This is a genomic window from Streptomyces sp. NPDC005811, from assembly GCF_040630405.1.
Taxonomy (GTDB): domain Bacteria; phylum Actinomycetota; class Actinomycetes; order Streptomycetales; family Streptomycetaceae; genus Streptomyces.
Map to the genome: position 1 here is coordinate 19,048 of NZ_JBEXXK010000005.1, position 18,329 is coordinate 37,376.

The following is an 18,329-nucleotide window of genomic DNA, read 5'->3' on the forward strand; positions in this document are numbered from 1 at the left end:
GGATTCCCTCTCGTACGTACGTATGCTCCGGGGCGAACCCCACGGTGCCACGGTCCGCCCGCTACGCGTCGGATTCAGTCACCTCAAATGAACCACTACTGGCTCCAAGGTGAACTCTGGGCGACGAGTGTTCGAGGTCGCACCCGCATGGCTGTGGTCACGCCGGATCCCGTGCCTAACCTGGACGCATGGACGTGAACGCGGCGGTCGCCGCAGCGGCAGCGATCGCCGGGGTGCTCACCGGTGTCATCGCCATGCTGGCGTTCCGCTGGAGCGAGCGCGACCAGGCACGCCCCACCCGCAGCTCCCTGCACACCGACCCCGTGCTCCCGCCCGGCGTGGACACGGTCCTGTCGGTGCTGCGCTCCTCGGCCGTCGTCCTCGACGAGGCCGACGCCGTCGTCAAGGCGAGCTCCGCGGCGTACGCCCTGGGACTCGTACGTGGCGGAAAACTTGCGGTCGAGCCGATGCTCAAGATGGCCCGGGACACCCGGCGCGACGGGGAGATACGCCAGGTCGAGCTGGACCTGCCCCGCCGGGGCACCGGGCGCGGCGAGGCCCTCGCGGTCTCCGCGCGGGTGGCGCCGCTCGGCTCACGGCTCGTGATGGTCCTCGTCGAGGACCTCACCGAGGCGCGCCGGATCGAGGCGGTGCGGCGGGACTTCGTCGCCAACGTCAGTCATGAGCTGAAGACGCCGGTCGGCGCGCTCTCCCTGCTCTCCGAGGCCGTCATGGACGCCTCGGACGACCCGGAGGCCGTGGAGCGGTTCGCCGGGCGGATGCAGATCGAGGCGACCCGGCTGACGAACCTGGTGCAGGAACTGATCGATCTGTCCCGGGTGCAGAACGACGATCCGCTGGAGGACGCGGAGCCCGTCGGCATCGACGACCTGGTCGCCGAGGCCGTGGACCGCTGTCGGCACCAGGCCGGCACCAAGCAGATCACCATGGCGGCCGGCGGCACCGCCGACCTGCGTGTCTGGGGCAACCGCGGCCAGCTGGCCGCCGCCCTCGGCAACCTGGTCGAGAACGCCGTCAACTACTCGCCGGCCCGCACCCGGGTCGGCATAGCCGCCCGCCGGGTGACCGTGCCCGGCGGGGATCTGATCGAGATCGCGGTGACCGACCAGGGCATCGGGATCTCCGACAAGGACAAGGAGCGCATCTTCGAGCGCTTCTACCGAGTCGACCCGGCCCGCTCCCGTCAGACGGGCGGTACGGGCCTCGGGCTCGCGATCGTCAAGCATGTGGCCGCCTCGCACGGCGGGGAGGTCACGGTGTGGAGTGCCGAGGGACAGGGCTCCACATTCACCCTGCGGCTGCCCGAGGCCGCCGCGGCCGCCCGCGACCGCGATCGCGCCCACCAGCATCCGGATCCCGACGACCCGGAAGGCCTCGAGGGTTTCGACACCTTCGACGACCTGGACGACCTCAATGACGAGGACGGGCAGGCCGGCGGCAGCACCCCCATCCCCACCCCCTCCCCCACTCCGTCCCGCCGCTCATCCCCCGATTCGACCGCGTACCAGACGCTTTCCGCCCCGGAGGTCCTTCCGTGACCCGAGTGCTCGTCGTCGAGGACGAGGAGTCCTTCTCCGACGCCCTGTCGTACATGCTCCGCAAGGAGGGCTTCGAGGTCGCCGTCGCGACCACCGGGCCCGACGGACTCGACGAGTTCGAGCGCAACGGCGCCGACCTCGTCCTCCTCGACCTGATGCTGCCGGGCCTGCCCGGCACGGAGGTGTGCCGGCAGCTGCGCGGCCGCTCCAACGTCCCCGTGATCATGGTGACCGCCAAGGACAGCGAGATCGACAAGGTCGTCGGCCTGGAAATAGGAGCCGACGACTACGTCACCAAGCCGTTCTCCTCGCGCGAGCTGGTCGCCCGGATCCGGGCCGTCCTGCGCCGCCGCGGGGAGCCGGAGGAGGTGACCCCGGCCGCCCTGGAGGCGGGTCCGGTCCGGATGGACGTCGACCGCCACGTCGTCACCGTCTCCGGCTCCAAGGTCGACCTGCCCCTCAAGGAGTTCGACCTCCTGGAGATGCTGCTGCGCAACGCGGGCCGCGTCCTCACCCGTATGCAGCTCATCGACCGGGTCTGGGGCGCCGACTACGTGGGCGACACCAAGACCCTCGACGTCCACGTCAAGCGCCTCCGGGCCAAGATCGAGCCCGACCCGGGCGCGCCCCGTTACCTGGTGACGGTCCGTGGTCTGGGCTACAAGTTCGAGCCGTAAACCGCTTACCGGACATGACAGGGGCGGCACCCTCATCGAGGGTGCCGCCCCTGTGTCATGCGTATACGTCGTATGCGTATACGGGACTCAGTGGCCCGAGGCCGACCCGGAGGGGGACTCCGAGGCGGACGCGGACTCGGAGCCGCCCGCGGCCGGGGACTCGGTGGACGTGGCCGTCTCCGAGGCGCTCTCGGAGGGGGACTCCGAGGCGGACTCCGCGGGGGTGCTCGGGATGTCGCTCGGGCCCCAGCTGGAGAAGTAGCTCTCGGCCGGGACGACGAAGGCCGCCAGGCTCACCGCACCGGTGTCGCTGAGCGTGAAGGTGGTCTTCTGGGCGTTGCCGTCGATCGACTTCTCGTCCGGGTGCTCCAGGACGGCGGAGGCGTTGTTCTCGCCGCCGATGACGACGACACCGCCGGCCGGGACCGTCAGGTTCTTCTCCCCCTTCGCGGGCGAGAGCTTCGCGGTGCCGAGGCCCTCGACGTCGATCGACTCGATCGTCTGGGCCGTCCTGCCGGTGTTGAAGACGGTCGCGGAGACCGCGACCGGGCCGCCCCCGGCGGGGTTCGGCTGGGTGATGACGACAGCGTTCTGGATCTTGATGTCGCCCACACTGGTGGAGGCGTTGTCCGGCTTGATCTCCAGCGTCTGGCTGTTGTTGCCGGCGCCGCAGGCGGCGAGCGTGGCGATCGAGAACGCGAGGGCGGATGCGGCGAGGGCGCCGCGTCGAAGGCTGCTGCTCACGGCGGCGGCAACTCCTTTAACGCACAGGGGCAGCTCACCTGGTGATAAAGCCGCCCTAAGGGTCTGTCAGCGGCCTTAGGTTACCGAGCCGTTCCCGCGCCGCCGCACCCGACCCGCCTCTAACGCGTCCAGGGGCCGCCGCGCGCCGTGATCTTCCTGCTCGTCACACCCGTCACGACACTCTCGGGTGACCCATCCGTCACTCGTACTTCATCCTTGCTCTTCCTGCCCGTACGTCGGCGTACGGCATTCGTATATCCGCGCGGACGCTCCGGTTAAGCGCCGTCGCGCTCCGCTCGCGGATTTTCCGTGAAGGAATGTGCGGCCGTCCGGGAAATTGATCACGGGTCTGCCCGAAGCCCCGGTGATCAATTCCGGAAACGACTGGTATCCGGCCACGGACATCGAACGGAGTAGCGCAAGTCGCACATCTGGAAGCGGACATATGCGGACGTTCGGCCGCCTGCGGCAGGCCCCGGACGCGTGTAACGTCCGCGTTTCACCCCCCTCGAAGAGCCGCTCCGACCTGCGAATACCTGCTTCCGGGAGGCGTCCGAAGCACGTTCCTGTTGCACTTGTCAAGCCCCGAGATATGCCCTGACCTGCGAAAACGCCATTCAGGAACCGCAGTTTCCGTGTTACCCTGGATAGCCACGGAAGGGGTACCTGTCACATGACGTTCAAGGTTGGCGACACCGTGGTCTATCCCCATCACGGGGCCGCGCTGATCGAGGCCATCGAAACTCGCCAGATCAAAGGCGTGGACAAGACCTACTTGGTGCTGAAGGTCGCCCAGGGTGACCTGACGGTGCGTGTGCCAGCGGACAATGCGGAGTTCGTCGGCGTGCGTGATGTGGTCGGTCAGGACGGGCTGGACCGGGTCTTCGAGGTGCTGCGCGCGCCGTACGCCGAGGAGCCCACGAACTGGTCGCGTCGTTACAAGGCAAATCTGGAGAAGCTCGCCTCCGGCGATGTCATCAAGGTCGCGGAAGTCGTGCGTGACCTGTGGCGTCGCGAGCGCGAGCGCGGACTCTCCGCCGGTGAGAAGCGCATGCTCGCCAAGGCCCGCCAGATCCTGGTGAGCGAACTCGCCCTCGCGGAGAACACCAACGAGGACAAGGCCGAAGCCCTGCTCGACGAGGTTCTCGCGTCCTGACGCCGGCGAAGGCCGACGCCGACGCACACCGTTGAACACCGAAATGCCGCGGTGCCCGATGACGAATCCCGTCGCCGGGCGCTGCGGCATGTTCGCGTCCGGATGCCGTGCGCCCACCGAATGGGTCGCCCCCGATGGGTCGCCCCGCCGCACCGTCCACGCCTGTCCACGTCCACGCGCGTCCACGGATGCCCACGGGCCGTCCCACTTCGGGGAAACCCCGATACTTTGCGTGCCGAGCCCGGACAGCGCTCGACCGGCGCGTCACGGAAGGGTCCGGTCAAGGCGTCGCGCCCGGCACGCTGTCTCCGTACCCACCTAGGCCGAGCACACAAACCTGACAGGAACCGATGTCTGACGATTCGCGTCCCTCGCCCGCGCCCGCCCGCACGGCCGCGGTGATCCCGGCCGCCGGCCGGGGCGTACGCCTCGGTCCGGGCGCCCCCAAGGCGCTCCGCGCACTGAACGGCACGCCCATGCTGATCCACGCGGTGCGCGCCCTCGCCGCCTCCCGCGCCGTCTCCCTGGTGGTCGTCGTGGCCCCGCCCGACGGCGCCGGCGAGGTCAAGTCGCTGCTCGACGCCCACGCGCTGCCCGAGCGCACCGACTTCCTCGTGGTCCCCGGCGGCGACACCCGGCAGGAGTCCGTGCGCCTCGGCCTGGACGCCCTGCCGCCCGAGTACGACATCGTCCTCGTCCACGACGCCGCCCGGCCCCTGGTCCCGGTGGACACCGTCGACGCCGTCATCGAGGCCGTGCGCGAGGGCGCCCCCGCCGTCGTCCCGGCGCTGCCGCTCGCCGACACCGTCAAGGAGGTCGGACCGGCCGCCGCCCCCGGCGGGCCCGAGCCGGTCGTCGCCACCCCGGTCCGCGCCCGGCTGCGCGCCGTACAGACCCCGCAGGGCTTCGACCGGGCCACCCTGGTCCGCGCCCACGAGACGGTCACCGAGGACGTCACCGACGACGCGAGCATGGTCGAGCAGCTCGGCCTGACCGTGGTGGTCGTCCCCGGCCACGAGGAGGCCTTCAAGGTCACCCGTCCCCTCGACCTCGTCCTCGCCGAGGCGGTCCTGGCCCGCAGGAGGCTCAACGATGGCTTCTGAGCCGCCCCCCGTCCTGCCGTACGCCCTGCCCCAGGTCGGCATCGGCACCGACATCCACGCCTTCGAGGAGGGCCGCGAGCTCTGGTGCGCGGGCCTGAAGTGGGAGAACGCGGGCCCCGGTCTGGCCGGCCACTCCGACGCCGACGTCGTCGCCCACGCGGCCTGCAACGCCCTCTTCTCGGCGGCGGGCCTCGGCGACCTCGGACAGCACTTCGGCACCGGCCGCCCCGAGTGGTCCGGCGCCTCCGGGGTGACCCTGCTGACGGAGGCCGCGCGGATCGTCCGCGAGGCCGGTTTCACCGTCGGGAACATCGCCGTACAGGTCGTGGGGCCGCGGCCGAAGATCGGCAAGCGCCGGGAGGAGGCGCAGAAGATCCTGTCGGAGGCGGCCGGAGCCCCGGTGTCGGTGTCGGGGGCGACCACGGACGGACTGGGGTTCCCGGGACGGGAGGAAGGCCTGATGGCCGTGGCGACCGCTTTGGTGGTCAGACGGGGGTGAGGAGAGCACCCACCGCCCACTACCCTAGGCATCGTGACTATTCGCCTGTACGACACCAGCGCCCGGCAGATCCGTGACTTCATCCCGCTCCAGCCGGGCTGTGTCTCGATCTACCTCTGTGGCGCCACCGTGCAGGCGGCCCCCCACATCGGCCACATCCGGTCCGGCCTGAACTTCGACATCATGCGCCGTTGGTTCGAGTACCGCGGCTACGACGTCACGTTCATCCGCAACGTCACCGACATCGACGACAAGATCATCACCAAGTCGCACGAGCAGGGCCGCCCCTGGTGGTCCATCGGCTACGACAACGAGCGCGCGTTCAACGACGGCTACCACGCCCTCGGTTGCCTGCCGCCCACGTACGAGCCGCGGGCGACGGGGCACGTCCCCGAGATGATCGAGATGATGCGCGGCCTCATCGAGCGCGGTCACGCGTACGAGGCCGACGGCAGCGTCTACTTCGACGTGCGCTCCTACCCCGGCTATCTGGCGCTGTCCAACCAGGACATCGACGATCTGCGCCAACCCACCGAGGAGGGCATCACCGGCAAGCGCGACCCGCGCGACTTCGCGATGTGGAAGGCGACCAAGCCGGGCGAGCCCGACTGGGAGACCCCATGGGGCCGCGGCCGTCCCGGGTGGCACCTGGAGTGCTCCGCGATGGCCCACAAGTACCTGGGCTCCGCCTTCGACATCCACGGCGGCGGCCTCGACCTGATCTTCCCGCACCACGAGAACGAGATCGCCCAGGCCAAGGCCTACGGCGACGAGTTCGCCCAGTACTGGGTGCACAACGCCTGGGTCACCATGAGCGGCGAGAAGATGTCGAAGTCGCTCGGCAACAGCGTGCTGGTCAGCGAGATGGTCAAGGCGTGGCGCCCGATCGTGCTCCGCTACTACCTCGGCACCCCGCACTACCGCTCGATGATCGAGTACAGCGAGGAGTCGCTGCGCGAGGCCGAGTCGGCGTTCGCGCGGATCGAGGGCTTCATCCAGCGCGTCGTCGAGAAGGCGGGGGGCGTCGTCGAGCCCGCCGCCGAGGTGCCGCCGGCGTTCGCCGAGGCGATGGACGACGACCTGGGCGTCCCGCAGGCCCTCGCCGTCGTGCACACCACCGTCCGCCAGGGGAACAGCGCGCTGGCCGCCGACGACAAGGAAGCGGCCGTGGCCCGGCTCGCCGAGGTCCGCGCCATGCTGGGCGTCCTCGGCCTGGACCCGCTCGACGCGCACTGGGCGGGCGAGGCCGAGAAGGGCGAGGATCTGCACGGCGTGGTCGACAGTCTCGTACGCCTGGTCCTGGACCAGCGGGAGGCGGCCCGGGCGCGCAAGGACTGGGGGACCGCGGACGCCATCCGCGACCAGCTCAACCAGTCCGGCCTGACCATCGAGGACGGCCCGCAGGGACCGCGCTGGACCCTCGGGACCCGGTAGTCCCGCCCAGCCCGTTCCCTTGATCGATTGTGCCGCCCGGCTCCCCGGGCGGCACACTGCATAGACGTACGCACACCTCCGCACAGAATCAGGTAGGTCATGGCAGCCAACAACCGCCGCATGTCCGGCAAGAAGGGCGCGCAGGTCGGCAGTGGCGGCCAGCGGCGCCGGGGCCTCGAGGGCAAGGGCCCGACCCCGCCCGCCGAGATGCGCAAGGGACACAAGAAGAACCGCATCGCCACCTCCAAGGCCAAGCAGGTCCAGCGCCGCCCCGTGCCGCGCGGGCGTGGCGGCAAGAGCGCCTCCGAGCTGGTCGTCGGCCGCAACCCGGTCGTCGAGGCACTGCGCGAGGGCGTCCCCGCCTCCACGCTCTACGTCCAGCAGTTCATCGACAACGACGAGCGGGTGCGCGAGGCGCTCCAGCTCGCGGCCGAGCGCGGCGGCATCAACCTCATGGAGGCGCCGCGCCCCGAGCTGGACCGTATGACGAACGGCCTCAACCACCAGGGGCTCGTCCTCCAGGTCCCGCCGTACGAGTACGCCCACCCCGAGGACCTGGTCCACGCCGCGCACGACGACGGCGAGGACCCGCTGATCGTCGCCCTTGACGGGGTGACCGACCCGCGCAACCTGGGTGCCGTCGTCCGCTCGGTCTCCGCGTTCGGCGGCCACGGTGTGGTCGTCCCCGAGCGCCGCGCGGCCGGGATGACCGCGGGTGCCTGGAAGACCTCCGCGGGTACGGCGGCCCGTACGCCCGTCGCCCGCGCCACGAACCTCACCCGCGCCCTGGAGGCGTACAAGAAGGCCGGGATCGCGGTCGTCGGCCTGGCCGCCGACGGCGAGGCCGAGATCGGCTCGCTCGCAGCGCTGGACGGCCCGGTCGTCATCGTCGTCGGCAGCGAGGGCAAGGGGCTGTCCCGACTGGTCGGCGAGACCTGCGACTTCCGCGTCCGCATCCCGATGCCGGGCGGCGCGGAATCCCTCAACGCCGGTGTGGCGGCGGGGATCGTGCTGTACGAGGCGGCGCGGCGCCGGGCCTGAACGCGGCCGTGGAGATGCGGTGCCGGATCTGAACGCACGTCCGTCCGTTCACCCCGACGGGTTAAATCCGGCGGGTAGGGCAACCTTGACGGAGTCCGGACAGATCCGGTGGGTCAAAGCAGTGTCCTAACCACACGTCACTCGGTTAGATGAGTGTGGACACCAGAACACCCCGCACACCCACGGGGGGCCGCTCGTCGGGATTCGCATCCGGCCTCGACGACGCTCCCGCGCTGAGCATGGTGAAGGTGCCGAGCGATCCGGCGCAGATCATCGTCAATCACGCGAGCTTCCGCGTGCAGCTGGGCGTGTCGGCGCGGCGTAACCAATCCCCGCGGATCGCCCGGCATGCGAGCGCCAGCCAGGACACCACGCGCATCCCCGTCGTCGGGGCGGCGGGCAGAGCGGGCGCCGCCTCCGGTGCCCGCCGCCGGCCCGTCGTCTGGAGCGGCCAGACCGCCCCGGACGACACCGGCGCCCACCGGCTGCTGCAGGCGGTGCGGGCCGGCAGCGTCGGCCACGGCGGACCGCCCGGCGCCGACGCCGGAGCCACCCAGGTCATCCCGCGCGTGGGCGACGGCTACGACGGCGACCTCACCGCGCAGACCCTGGAGACCCCGATCGTCGGCGCCCAGCGCGCCCCGGTCCCCGGCGAGCACCGGCTGCTGCCGCAGAGCCGCACGGTCGGCAGCGCCTACGACGAACCCCCCTACGACGACGCCGAGTTCGAGGACTTCGGGGAGGCGCTCGCGGAGGCGGTCGAACCGCGCGGCAGACGCCACGCCGGCGACCCGGACGCCTCCCGGCACGCCTACTACCCCGGCCGCCGGATGAACCTGGGCGTGGTGCTGCTCCCGCTGCGCATCTTCCTCGGCTTCATCTCCATCTACGCCGGCATGGGCAAGCTGTGCGACCCCGTCTTCTTCGACGGCGGCAAGCGCGGCTCCATGGTGAAGTGGCTGAACACCCTGCACCCCTGGGAAGTCGCCGAGCCGCTGCGCCAGTTCGCCCTGCACCACCCCGTCGGCTCCGGGCTCGTCATCGCCTTCCTCCAGGTCGTCGTGGGCGTCCTCACGGTCCTGGGCTGCTGGCAGCGGGTCGCCGCGGTGGTCGGCGCGGGCCTGTCGGCGGCGATCCTCGTCACCGTCAGCTGGAAGACCGCGCCGGTCTACGACACCCCCGACATCATCTGCCTCGCCGCATGGTCGCCGCTGATCATCGCGGGCGCCCCGGTCTACTCCGTCGACGGCCGTCTCGCCGCCGGGGCCTGGCGCCGGCTCGGCCCCCGCTCGGACATCTGGGAGCTGCGCCGGTACGTCCTGCGCCGCGGCGCCCTGGTCACCGCGATCGCCGTCGGTCTCACGCTGCTGATCGGCGCCCTGCTCGGTGGCGCGGTCCGCGACGCCGACCGGGTCGTCGTCCCCGGCCCCGGCGAGGCCCCGCGCAACGAACTGCCCGGCGCCCCGCTCCCGGAGGAGTCCGGCACCCACGAGTCGTCCCGCAGCCCCGAGGCGTCCACCTCGCCCACCCAGGGCGCGACCTCGGCGGCCCCGACGGCCGGCACGGACAGCACGCCGACGGCCCGCGACGAGGGCACGGCGACGACGGGCGCGCCCAGCCAGACCCAGGGCACCGCGGGCCAGGTCCCGCCGCAGCAGTCCGCCCCCACGGGGGGTGGCGAGGCGCCGAGCACCAGCTCCGGTCCTGCGTCCGGTGGCTCGACGAGCTCCTCCGGGGGTTCGACCGGGGGGACGTCGGGTGGAACTTCGTCTTCCGGCCAGCCGGGGCTGGTGGGGGGACTGCTGGGGTAGCGGTTCCGTTCGGCTGACGGCCGGTGGGGGCGTTCGCGCAGTTCCCCGCGCCCCTAAAAGCAAAAGCACCAGGTGCCGTGTGCTGATGAGCGCACGGCACCTGCACATACCTCAGGGGCGCGGGGAACTGCGCGACCAGCCCCCACCGGCCGGCAGCCGAATCACGACCTCAGCGACCCAGCGCCGCAAGTTCCTTCGCCGCCTCCGTCAGATCCTTCGCCGTGTCGATGGCCCGCCAGTACGCCCCCTGCGGAATCGGGAACCCCGCAAGCCGCCGCTCCCGCGCGAGGTGGGGGAACGTCGTCCGCTCGTGGTCCCCCCGCTCGGGGAGCAGCCCGGCGAACTCGGGGGAGAAGACGTACACGCCCGCGTTGATCTCGTACGTCGTCGGCGGCGCCTCGATGAAGTCGGTGATGTGTCCGAAGCCGTCGGTCTTCACCGCGCCCCACGGAATGCGCGGCCGGGCCAGCGCGAGGGTGGCGACGGCGTCGCGCTCGGTGTGGAAGTCGGCCATCTCGCGCAGCGAGAAGCGGGTCCAGATGTCGCCGTTGGTGGCGTACCAGGGCCGGTCCGGGTGGGGGAGGTGCGCGGCCGCGTACTTGAGGCCGCCGCCGCGGCCGAGGGGCTCGGTCTCGACGACCGTCATGACGTTCACCGGCAGGTCGGCGGTCTTCAGCCAGTCCTGGAGGACCTCGGCGAGGTGCCCGCAGGAGACGACGACGTCGGTGACGCCCTCCTCGGCGAGCCAGGTGAGCTGGTGGCCGATGATCGGGGTCCCCGTGCCGGGGATCTCCACCATGGGCTTGGGCCGGTCGTCGGTGTACGGACGCAGCCGGGATCCCTGGCCACCGGCCAGGACGACGGCTTGCGTGGGGCGGGACGCGGCGTGCGGGTGAGTCATGGGCGCACTGTACGCGGCGCGGGTGTACGTGCCGTAAGAGGTGCCCGTGCCGTAAGAGGTGTCCGTGCCGTGAGGTGCCCGGGGGGAGCCCGGGCGGTCCCCCGCCCGGTCGGGGGAGGGGGAGCCGCGCCGAGGGGTGGGGGGCTCAGCTGTGGGCCGCGAGGACGCCCGAGGCGAAGGCGGTGTCGCAGACCGGGCGGGCGTAGGACTGCGCGCGTGAGGGGCCGTAGATGCGGACCGCGGCGCGGCCCAGGGCGCGGGCGATGGAGGTGCAGTGCCTGGCCAGCGACGGCTTGCCGTTCACGGCGGCCTGGAGGTGGGTCAGGGCGGTGCCCGGGTCCTTCTCCTGGAGCTCGGTCAGCAGTTGGTCGCGCAGGACGTCCTGCGGGGCCTGGGGGGCGCCGTGGGAGGTGCGGTGGGCGGTGGAGACGTCGGAGGCGGTGAGCACCGAGTCCGAGGGGTCTCCCGACCAGTTGACCCGGGTGACCGCGAGGGTTCCCGAGAGCACCATGACGACGGGCAGGACGAGGGCGAGCGAGCGGCCGATCCGGCGGGCTGGGCCGCCCTGGCCGCGTTGCGTGCGCTGGGTGGAGTGGTTCGCGGAGTGCTTCACGCGTGTGAGGGTAGCGCCCCGTAATCATTCGGCGACATTTCGTCACTCGGACGGGGGATGAAGTGGTGTCTCTTGTGGGGTAGTGGGTTGACGGTCACTCGTCCGGCCGGGGGGAAATGTCCGGTGTGCCGGGGGGTGGCGGGGTGGGCCGGGGGTGTGCGCGGGCAGCGAGAAGGGCCCCGCGGCGATCAGCGGGGCCCTTGTCGTCAACTGGTCCGGAATGTCCGGGTTCTTGCCGGTCAGTCGGAGAGGCGCGCACCCGTGGAGGTGGAGAACACGTGGGTCTCGCCGGCGCGCGGGACGACGTGCAGCGTGCTGCCCTTCTCCGGGACCTCACGGCCGCCGACGCGGACCACGAGGTCCTTGGCCTCGCCGCCGACCTGGGCGGTGCCGTAGACGAAGGCGTCGGAGCCGAGCTCCTCGACCACGTTCACGACGACGCCGAGACCGGTGTCGGAGTCGGTGGTCACGTCGAAGTGCTCCGGGCGGACGCCGACGGTGACCGACTTGTCGGACGTGGCGGAGAGCGCGTCACGCTGCACCGGCACGACCGAGTTGCCGAACTTCACGCCGCCGTCGGCGACCGGCACCTCGACGAGGTTCATCGCGGGGGAGCCGATGAAGCCGGCCACGAACAGGTTGGCGGGCTTGTCGTACATGTTGCGCGGGGTGTCGACCTGCTGGAGCAGACCGTCCTTGAGGACCGCCACGCGGTCGCCCATCGTCAGGGCCTCGACCTGGTCGTGGGTGACGTAGACGGTGGTGATGCCCAGGCGGCGCTGGAGGGACGCGATCTGCGTACGGGTCGAGACGCGGAGCTTGGCGTCGAGGTTCGACAGCGGCTCGTCCATGAGGAACACCTGGGGCTCACGCACGATGGCGCGACCCATGGCGACACGCTGGCGCTGACCACCCGACAGGGCCTTCGGCTTGCGGTCCAGGTACTCGGTGAGGTCGAGGATCTTCGCGGCCTCCTCGACCTTCTGCCGGATCTCCGCCTTGTTGACGCCGGCGATCTTGAGCGCGAAGCCCATGTTGTCGGCGACGGTCATGTGCGGGTAGAGCGCGTAGTTCTGGAACACCATGGCGATGTCCCGGTCCTTGGGCGGCAGGTGCGTGACGTCGCGGTCGCCGATGCGGATCGCACCGCCGTTGACGTCCTCGAGCCCCGCGAGCATGCGGAGCGAGGTGGACTTGCCGCAGCCGGACGGGCCGACGAGGACGAGGAACTCACCGTCCGCGATCTCGATGTCGAGGCCGTCGACGGCGGGCTTCGTGGAACCGGGGTAGATCCGGGTCGCCTTGTCGAACGTAACAGTGGCCATGGCTCAGAGGCCCCCTTCTACCGGCAGGAACGTGCCGGACGATCCGTTGTAGGAAGGTGGTTGGTGTAGTCCACATGAGTGAACTGGCTCTGGACGCTACCTCGGGTCCGGCGGATCTGTCAGTACCCGGAGGCATGTGAACTTCGCGGAAATTTTCGACAGACCGCCCCGCCGACCTGGGTACACTGCACGGGCACGCCTCCTTAGCTCAGCTGGTAGAGCACCGCTCTTGTAAAGCGAAGGTCGTCGGTTCGAGTCCGACAGGGGGCTCTTTGATCTAGCTGGGACAACGCCCCCGCGACCTTCCGGCCGTGGGGGCGCTGACGGCAGAACTTGACGGCAGTCCCCGCTAACGGCGCCGTTTCAGCAGACGATCCATGTGGCCCATGGCCTCCCGCCGGTGCGCATCACTCACGTGCGTGTAGACGTTCATGGTCACCGCGATCTGCGAGTGACCGAGGATCTCCATCACGGTGCGAGGCGCGACGCCGGCCGCGAAGAGCAGGGACGCGCACCCGTGCCGGGTGTCGTGCAGCCGCACCCTCGGCAGGCTCGCGGACTCCGAGATCCGGAGGAACGACCGGTAGAGATTCCGGGGCTCGATCGGCCGGCCGCTACGGGTCGTGAACACGTGATCGCTCCTGTGCCAGTCCGCGCCGGCCGCCGCGCGTCGCTCGGCCTGCCGCATGCGGTGCCACCGGAGCGGGGCCACGCACATCATCGGAATCGGGATCACCCGCGACCGCCGGTTCTTGGTGGTGTCCAGGTAGAGAGACTTGCCGCCCCGGTTGAGCGTGGTCCGAACCGTGAGGGTGCGCCGCTCAAGGTCGACGTCCCGCCACTGCAAGCCGAGGATCTCGCCGCGCCGCAGACCGAGGGCGACGGCGAGGACGAACGCGGTATAGAGCGGATCCGTCCGCGCGGCCTCCAGGAACGTCAGCGTCTCGTCGAGCGACCAGGGGCGCAGTTCCCGCGGCTCGACGCGGGGGGCCGGAACGAGCTGCACGACATTGCGGCTGATCAGTTCGTCGCGGCATGCGGCGGTGATCGCCGTACGCAGCACGCGGTGCGCTTCCTTCGCGGTCGCGGCCGACGACTGCGCGGTGACCTTCGAGATCATCTGTCGCACGTTCGCCGTGGTGAGCGACTCCAGCCGGCGGGTGCCCAGCAGGGGCACAAGGTACAGCCGCACGTGCATTTCGTACTTCACGTAGGTCGTGCGCTTCCGGTTGGGCCGGATGTACTCCTCCAGCCAGTACGGCAGCCACTCCGAGAGCTTCGCCGACCGCGAGGGCGTCGGGATGCCCTGGCGGTCGCGTCGCACGAGTTCCTGCCGCTTCTCGTCGCACTCCTCCCAGGTGGAGCCGTAGACCGTCTTGCGCTTGCGGGTGCCGTCGGGCTGGGGCACGTAGACGCGCGCCTCGAACCGCCCGTCCTTCCGCTGCCAGATACTGCCGGCGCCGTTCGGGTTCCTCTTGCGGGGTGCCATCAGGCCGCGTTCTCCTCAAGTCGGTTCTGCATGTACTTGCTGACGGCCTCCACCGGGATGCGGCGGGCACGGCCGGATGTGTAGCTCGGGAGTTCCTTGGAGCGGATGAGGTCGTAGACCTTGCTGCGGCTGAGGCGCAGGGCGGTCATGACCTCGGGGACCTTGAGCGCTTGGGGGGTCGGGGGCATGGCGGTGGTCATGCGTGGACTCCTCTGAGGCCTTGCGGCGGTCGCGGGTGCGCGTGTGTGTCCGAGGTGGGGCTGAGTTCGTGGGCGGGTGCCGCCGCACAAACCGCAAAATCCGCAGAAAAGCCGGGTGGCTCATCTGACCTGCGGTGATGTGGTGTGCGGGTGGTGGTGTGTGGTGCTCCGCAGAAATCCGCGATATTCCGCAAAAATCAGGGGCGGCGGGTGGTCGGTCCCGGTGGCCGGGGTGGTGCTCGGTTTTTTGCGGAATATCGCGGGATTGTGCGGCGGGCCCCTCGCCGCTGTGGGCGCGGGGTCCCGTCGCAGGTCAGCGGGGGTGTCCGGGGGTTTTTGCGATTGTGCGGTTTGTGCGGGAGAGGTTCAGGGCGCGGCGGGGTGTCCGCTACCGCAGGGCGGGGTGGACGAGTAGGCGGGGCGCCGGTGGGCGTCCGCGCTTGCCGGTGCGTTCGGGCTGGTAGGAGCGCAGGTATCCGTGGTCTTCCAGCAGGGCGAGGGCGGGTTCCAGGTCGGCGACGGTGGGGACCTCGCTGCGGGAGAGAACGGTGAAGACGTCCCGCCGGCTGACGTCCTCCCACCGGTTGTCCCTCACGGCTTCCAGCACGCTGCGGGCCCGGGAGAGGACCGGGTCGGCGCCCATGACGTCGAAGACGGCGAGGGCGTGGGCGGTGTAGTACTCCCCCAGCTCGATCGCGGCGCGCATGGTGTCTTCGGTGACGGGGTGGGCGTAGCCGTTGCCGCCGTGTTCGGCGAGGTGCAGCAGCGCGGCCATGCGGGCGGTCGCCCCGGCCAGCTTTCCGGCCCAGTTGGAGATGTGGCCCAGAGTGCCGCCGCGTGCCTTGAGCTGCGGTTCGATGCGCTTCTGATAGGCGATCAGGGCCGCGTCCGCTTCCGGGGTGAGCTGGATGACGGCCGGGTCGGTCCACTCGGCCAGGGACAGGGTCAGGTCGATGACCCGGGCGGTGTAGGTGGCGGCCGTCTGCTCGGGGACCGGGTCGGTGATGATCTGGCGTTCGCCGACCGTGGACACGGGGAGGGAGTACAGGAAGCGGGCGAGCAGTCCGCGTCCCTCGAACCCCTTCACCTTCCCGATGTCCCTCAGTACGTCCGGCTGTACGGCGAGGCCGATGGTCAGCGCGGGGGCGTCGATGTACTCGCGGCGGGTCTGCCGGTTCACCCTCAGCCGGTCCCCGGCATGCCCCTTGAGGAAGACTTCCATGTTGGGGGCCCCGGAGTAGCGGCCGGCGATGATGTCGAAGATGCCGCCCTCCGCGCTCATCACCGACAGCCGCCCGCCCTGCTCGGCCATGAGCGAGGTGACCGTCTCCGGTGTCGAGTCGTCCGCCAGCAGCACCGGCTCAGCCGGCACGGTGAGCGTGCCAGCCGACTGCGCGAGGCCCACGGCGGTCGCCACCATCTCTTCCCGCTTGTCGCCGTCGGCGGACGCGGCCTTGGTGGCGGCCTTGTCCGCCGCTTCCTTGGCCAACCGTGCCGTCAGCTCCGCCTCCACAATGACCGGCTGCATGGCGGTCTTGAGCTGCTTCTCAGCCTCATACAAGGGGTTGGTCAGCAGGGCGAAGACGGCGGACTTGCGGTTCGCGGGCGGGAGCGCCACCACGGTGTAGAGATTGGTGGGCTCGCGCCAGTTGCCGCGCACGTGGACCACGGACCGGCCGCCGGCCGCCGTGGCGAGCACGGCGAGGGCGACCGACCCGGCAAGGTCCACCGGGGTCTGCGTCTCCTCCGCGACGGCCGCCACGAAATCCCCCAACCAGGCGGGCAGGACGTGAGCGGGGAACGTGGGACGCTCCCGGCGGCCGGTGAGGGGAATGGGGTCCTCCCACACGTCCGGTGCCGTCTCGTCCTCGCTAGGCGGTTCGTCCAGGGCGGGCAGTCCGGCCCACAGGTCGTTGTCCACAGGCTGTGTGTTCATGCGGCCGCCCTCCCTTCGGCGGTGGTGTGCGGGCAGACACCGACAGGGACGCCCTTGCGGGCGGCGACCTTCGGTTCGCCCACGGCTGGCCGTGGCGGGCCCTGTACGGCGCCCTGAGGGCCGTTCATGGGGGTTCGGGATGTTTTGTTCATGCCGCGCGCTCCACGGCCGTCTCAAGGCCGTTGGCGACGGCGCGGCGGGCGTAGGCCTCCGGGACGCCCACGGAGACGGCGGCCGTCACGATCTCCTCGCCGAGCGCGGCGAGGCCGCAGGGGCCGGGGCACGCGGTGTGCTGGGCGGCGAGGAACCGGGCGACGCCGAACGCCTGTGATCCGGCGCCGGATTCGGTGCGGGCCCGTACGAGGGTGAGGCCGCGTTCGAGTCCGGTGCGGACGTAGCGCTCGGTGTGGCGGCACCCGGTGGCCACCGACCGGCCCCACGGGGCGGGGAGGGAAGATGCCACCTCCCCCGGGGCGGGGGTGGTGTCTTCCTTCACCAGCAGGGCGCGGACGGCCGCCGGGAGAGGCGCCATGCGACCGGTCCCGGGACCGAGCCAACGGGCGTACTGCATGACCGACTTGACGTCGACACCAGGGCGGACCGCGTTCGACGACCCCATGGCGCCCCGGTAGATCCAGTGCTCACCCCGCGTCGTCGCCACAGTGCGGGTGGCGGGCAGGCTCTTGCGGGCCCATGCGACGGCCGCCGCGTCGTCCAGGTCGACGACCGTCAGCCCGGCCCCGCCGGGGTGGTAGGCAACGGCCGCCGCCTCACGCCACACCGGCGCCCACACGGGCGAGGTGAGGATGTGCGGGTCGGAGGTCGCGGCGGCCCACGCGTGGCACGGCCCGGGGCACCGGCAGGGGCCCGCCATCTTCATATTGGGCCGGCCGCCGCACGCGTTCCCCTTGCAGGTGCGGCAGTTACCGAACGGGACCTTGCCCGCCCGCAGGGGCAGGACCGGGACGCCGGCCGCCGCGAGGGCGAGGGCGACCCGCAGGGGTCCGGGGCTCGCGCTCATGCCGCCGCCCTCCCTTCCAGGGCGAGGAACTGGGTGGCGATCCACTCGGTGTAGGCGGGCGGGAGCGCTTCCCTGAGCCTGAGGTGATGGGTGGACCAGCCGATGCCCTTCGCCTCACAGATCTCCGCGACGGTGGCTTTTCCTCCGCCGGCGCCGTAGGCGGCGACGTACGGGCCGTCCCGGTACTCGCCGTGGCGCCAGCCGCGTACGTAGCCCCGGTGCCGGGGGTGCGCGGGCTGCGCGGTGGTCCATCCGCCGAGTTCGAAGTAGCGGTGCATGAGTACGGCGAGGCCGAACTGTTCCCCGCACAGCCGGATGTCCTTGCGGACCTCGGAGCCGGGCACGTTCTCCATCACGTACGGCCGTCCCGTGGCCTCCAGCGCGGCGCGGGTGGGGACGATGAGCCGGGGATACGTGCGGCCGATGGCCGCGTTGCGGGCTGCGTTGGTGCCCTTGGTCGGGGCGCCCTCGCCCTGGCACGGCGGGGACGCGTGGATGAAGTCGAACTCATGGCCATGGGCCCGGATGAACTCGATCGCGTCGCCCTGGTGGAACGCGTCGCCCCGGTAGTCCGGCTGTGCCTGGATGTCGACGCCGGTGATGTGGCAGTTCTTGAACGCGCGCCGGTAGCCCTCGGTGGCGCCCCCGATGCAGCAGTAGGCGTCCAGGACTCGGATGGGTTCGATCCGGGAGAGTAAGGCGAGGGCTCGCAGGATGGGGGCGGGTTGCTGCATGCTGGATGACCTCCACAGGTCAGTTGGTGGCAGGTGGACAAGGGCAGCCCCGGACTTTGGCGAGGCGGGGGCTGCCCTTGGCGTAG

17 protein-coding genes and 1 tRNA gene are annotated in these 18,329 nt (G+C 71.0%); 9 read left to right on the plus strand and 9 right to left on the minus strand.

Annotation, left to right across the window (positions count from 1 at the left end; genetic code table 11):
- Positions 1 to 188: 188 nt before the first annotated feature.
- Entirely contained in the window at positions 189 to 1,559 is a 1,371-nt protein-coding gene (locus tag ABZ490_RS06630; RefSeq protein WP_358985190.1) for an ATP-binding protein, read from the plus strand.
- Complete coding sequence (locus ABZ490_RS06635) at positions 1,556 to 2,236, plus strand: response regulator transcription factor (RefSeq protein WP_015659563.1); 681 nt, start codon at positions 1,556 to 1,558, stop codon at positions 2,234 to 2,236. Before ABZ490_RS06630 ends, ABZ490_RS06635 begins: the two co-directional genes overlap by 4 nt.
- Positions 2,237 to 2,323: 87 nt before the next feature.
- Here ABZ490_RS06635 and ABZ490_RS06640 read toward each other — a convergent pair whose 3' ends face one another.
- Positions 2,324 to 2,980, minus strand: coding sequence for a DUF461 domain-containing protein (locus ABZ490_RS06640; RefSeq protein WP_358985195.1), 657 nt, complete (start codon positions 2,978 to 2,980; stop codon positions 2,324 to 2,326).
- Positions 2,981 to 3,653: 673 nt separating this feature from the next.
- Between ABZ490_RS06640 and ABZ490_RS06645 the strand changes: the two genes are divergently transcribed.
- From ABZ490_RS06645 to ABZ490_RS06670, 6 genes are all read left to right on the plus strand, one after another.
- Positions 3,654 to 4,136 carry a CarD family transcriptional regulator gene (locus ABZ490_RS06645; RefSeq protein WP_003953493.1) on the plus strand — a complete coding sequence of 161 codons (483 nt, stop codon included), beginning with the start codon at positions 3,654 to 3,656 and terminating at the stop codon, positions 4,134 to 4,136.
- A 350-nt stretch (positions 4,137 to 4,486) separates the two neighbouring features.
- Positions 4,487 to 5,239, plus strand: coding sequence for a 2-C-methyl-D-erythritol 4-phosphate cytidylyltransferase (ispD, locus tag ABZ490_RS06650; RefSeq protein ID WP_358985198.1), 753 nt, complete (start codon positions 4,487 to 4,489; stop codon positions 5,237 to 5,239).
- A complete protein-coding gene (gene ispF, locus ABZ490_RS06655; protein WP_358985201.1) occupies positions 5,229 to 5,738 on the plus strand; it encodes a 2-C-methyl-D-erythritol 2,4-cyclodiphosphate synthase in 510 nt (169 codons plus the stop codon). Before ispD ends, ispF begins: the two co-directional genes overlap by 11 nt.
- A 33-nt stretch (positions 5,739 to 5,771) precedes the next feature.
- Complete coding sequence (gene cysS, locus ABZ490_RS06660; protein WP_358985204.1) at positions 5,772 to 7,172, plus strand: cysteine--tRNA ligase; 1,401 nt, start codon at positions 5,772 to 5,774, stop codon at positions 7,170 to 7,172.
- A gap of 99 nt (positions 7,173 to 7,271) precedes the next feature.
- Complete coding sequence (gene rlmB / locus ABZ490_RS06665) at positions 7,272 to 8,213, plus strand: 23S rRNA (guanosine(2251)-2'-O)-methyltransferase RlmB (protein ID WP_358985207.1); 942 nt, start codon at positions 7,272 to 7,274, stop codon at positions 8,211 to 8,213.
- Between the two features lie 149 nt (positions 8,214 to 8,362).
- Entirely contained in the window at positions 8,363 to 10,024 is a 1,662-nt protein-coding gene (locus tag ABZ490_RS06670; protein WP_358985210.1) for a DoxX family membrane protein, read from the plus strand.
- 169 nt (positions 10,025 to 10,193) lie between these two features.
- Here ABZ490_RS06670 and ABZ490_RS06675 read toward each other — a convergent pair whose 3' ends face one another.
- From ABZ490_RS06675 to ugpC, 3 genes are all read right to left on the minus strand, one after another.
- Complete coding sequence (locus tag ABZ490_RS06675; RefSeq protein ID WP_358985213.1) at positions 10,194 to 10,925, minus strand: nucleotidyltransferase family protein; 732 nt, start codon at positions 10,923 to 10,925, stop codon at positions 10,194 to 10,196.
- Positions 10,926 to 11,070: 145 nt separating this feature from the next.
- On the minus strand, positions 11,071 to 11,538 hold the full coding sequence (locus ABZ490_RS06680; RefSeq protein WP_358985216.1) for a hypothetical protein: 468 nt from the start codon (positions 11,536 to 11,538) through the stop codon (positions 11,071 to 11,073).
- Between the two features lie 239 nt (positions 11,539 to 11,777).
- A complete protein-coding gene (gene ugpC / locus ABZ490_RS06685) occupies positions 11,778 to 12,863 on the minus strand; it encodes a sn-glycerol-3-phosphate ABC transporter ATP-binding protein UgpC (RefSeq protein ID WP_358985218.1) in 1,086 nt (361 codons plus the stop codon).
- A 197-nt stretch (positions 12,864 to 13,060) separates the two neighbouring features.
- Here ugpC and ABZ490_RS06690 point away from each other — a divergent pair.
- Positions 13,061 to 13,133: transfer RNA gene (locus tag ABZ490_RS06690), tRNA-Thr, on the plus strand.
- 79 nt (positions 13,134 to 13,212) lie between these two features.
- On the opposite strand, the gene ABZ490_RS06695 is transcribed toward ABZ490_RS06690, so the two are convergent.
- From ABZ490_RS06695 to ABZ490_RS06715, 5 genes are all read right to left on the minus strand, one after another.
- Positions 13,213 to 14,352: a site-specific integrase gene (locus ABZ490_RS06695; RefSeq protein ID WP_358985221.1), complete on the minus strand. Its 1,140-nt coding sequence runs from the start codon at positions 14,350 to 14,352 to the stop codon at positions 13,213 to 13,215.
- A complete protein-coding gene (locus tag ABZ490_RS06700; protein ID WP_358985224.1) occupies positions 14,352 to 14,552 on the minus strand; it encodes a helix-turn-helix domain-containing protein in 201 nt (66 codons plus the stop codon). Before ABZ490_RS06700 ends, ABZ490_RS06695 begins: the two co-directional genes overlap by 1 nt.
- 388 nt (positions 14,553 to 14,940) lie before the next feature.
- The gene (locus ABZ490_RS06705; RefSeq protein WP_358985938.1) at positions 14,941 to 16,473 is read right to left on the minus strand and encodes a YfjI family protein; all 1,533 of its coding nucleotides are present in this window, start codon (positions 16,471 to 16,473) and stop codon (positions 14,941 to 14,943) included.
- 163 nt (positions 16,474 to 16,636) lie between these two features.
- The gene (locus ABZ490_RS06710) at positions 16,637 to 17,509 is read right to left on the minus strand and encodes a bifunctional DNA primase/polymerase (RefSeq protein ID WP_358985227.1); all 873 of its coding nucleotides are present in this window, start codon (positions 17,507 to 17,509) and stop codon (positions 16,637 to 16,639) included.
- Positions 17,506 to 18,243: a DNA methylase gene (locus ABZ490_RS06715; RefSeq protein ID WP_358985230.1), complete on the minus strand. Its 738-nt coding sequence runs from the start codon at positions 18,241 to 18,243 to the stop codon at positions 17,506 to 17,508. The genes ABZ490_RS06710 and ABZ490_RS06715 overlap by 4 nt, the downstream gene beginning before the upstream one ends.
- Between the last annotated feature and the right edge of the window lie 86 nt (positions 18,244 to 18,329).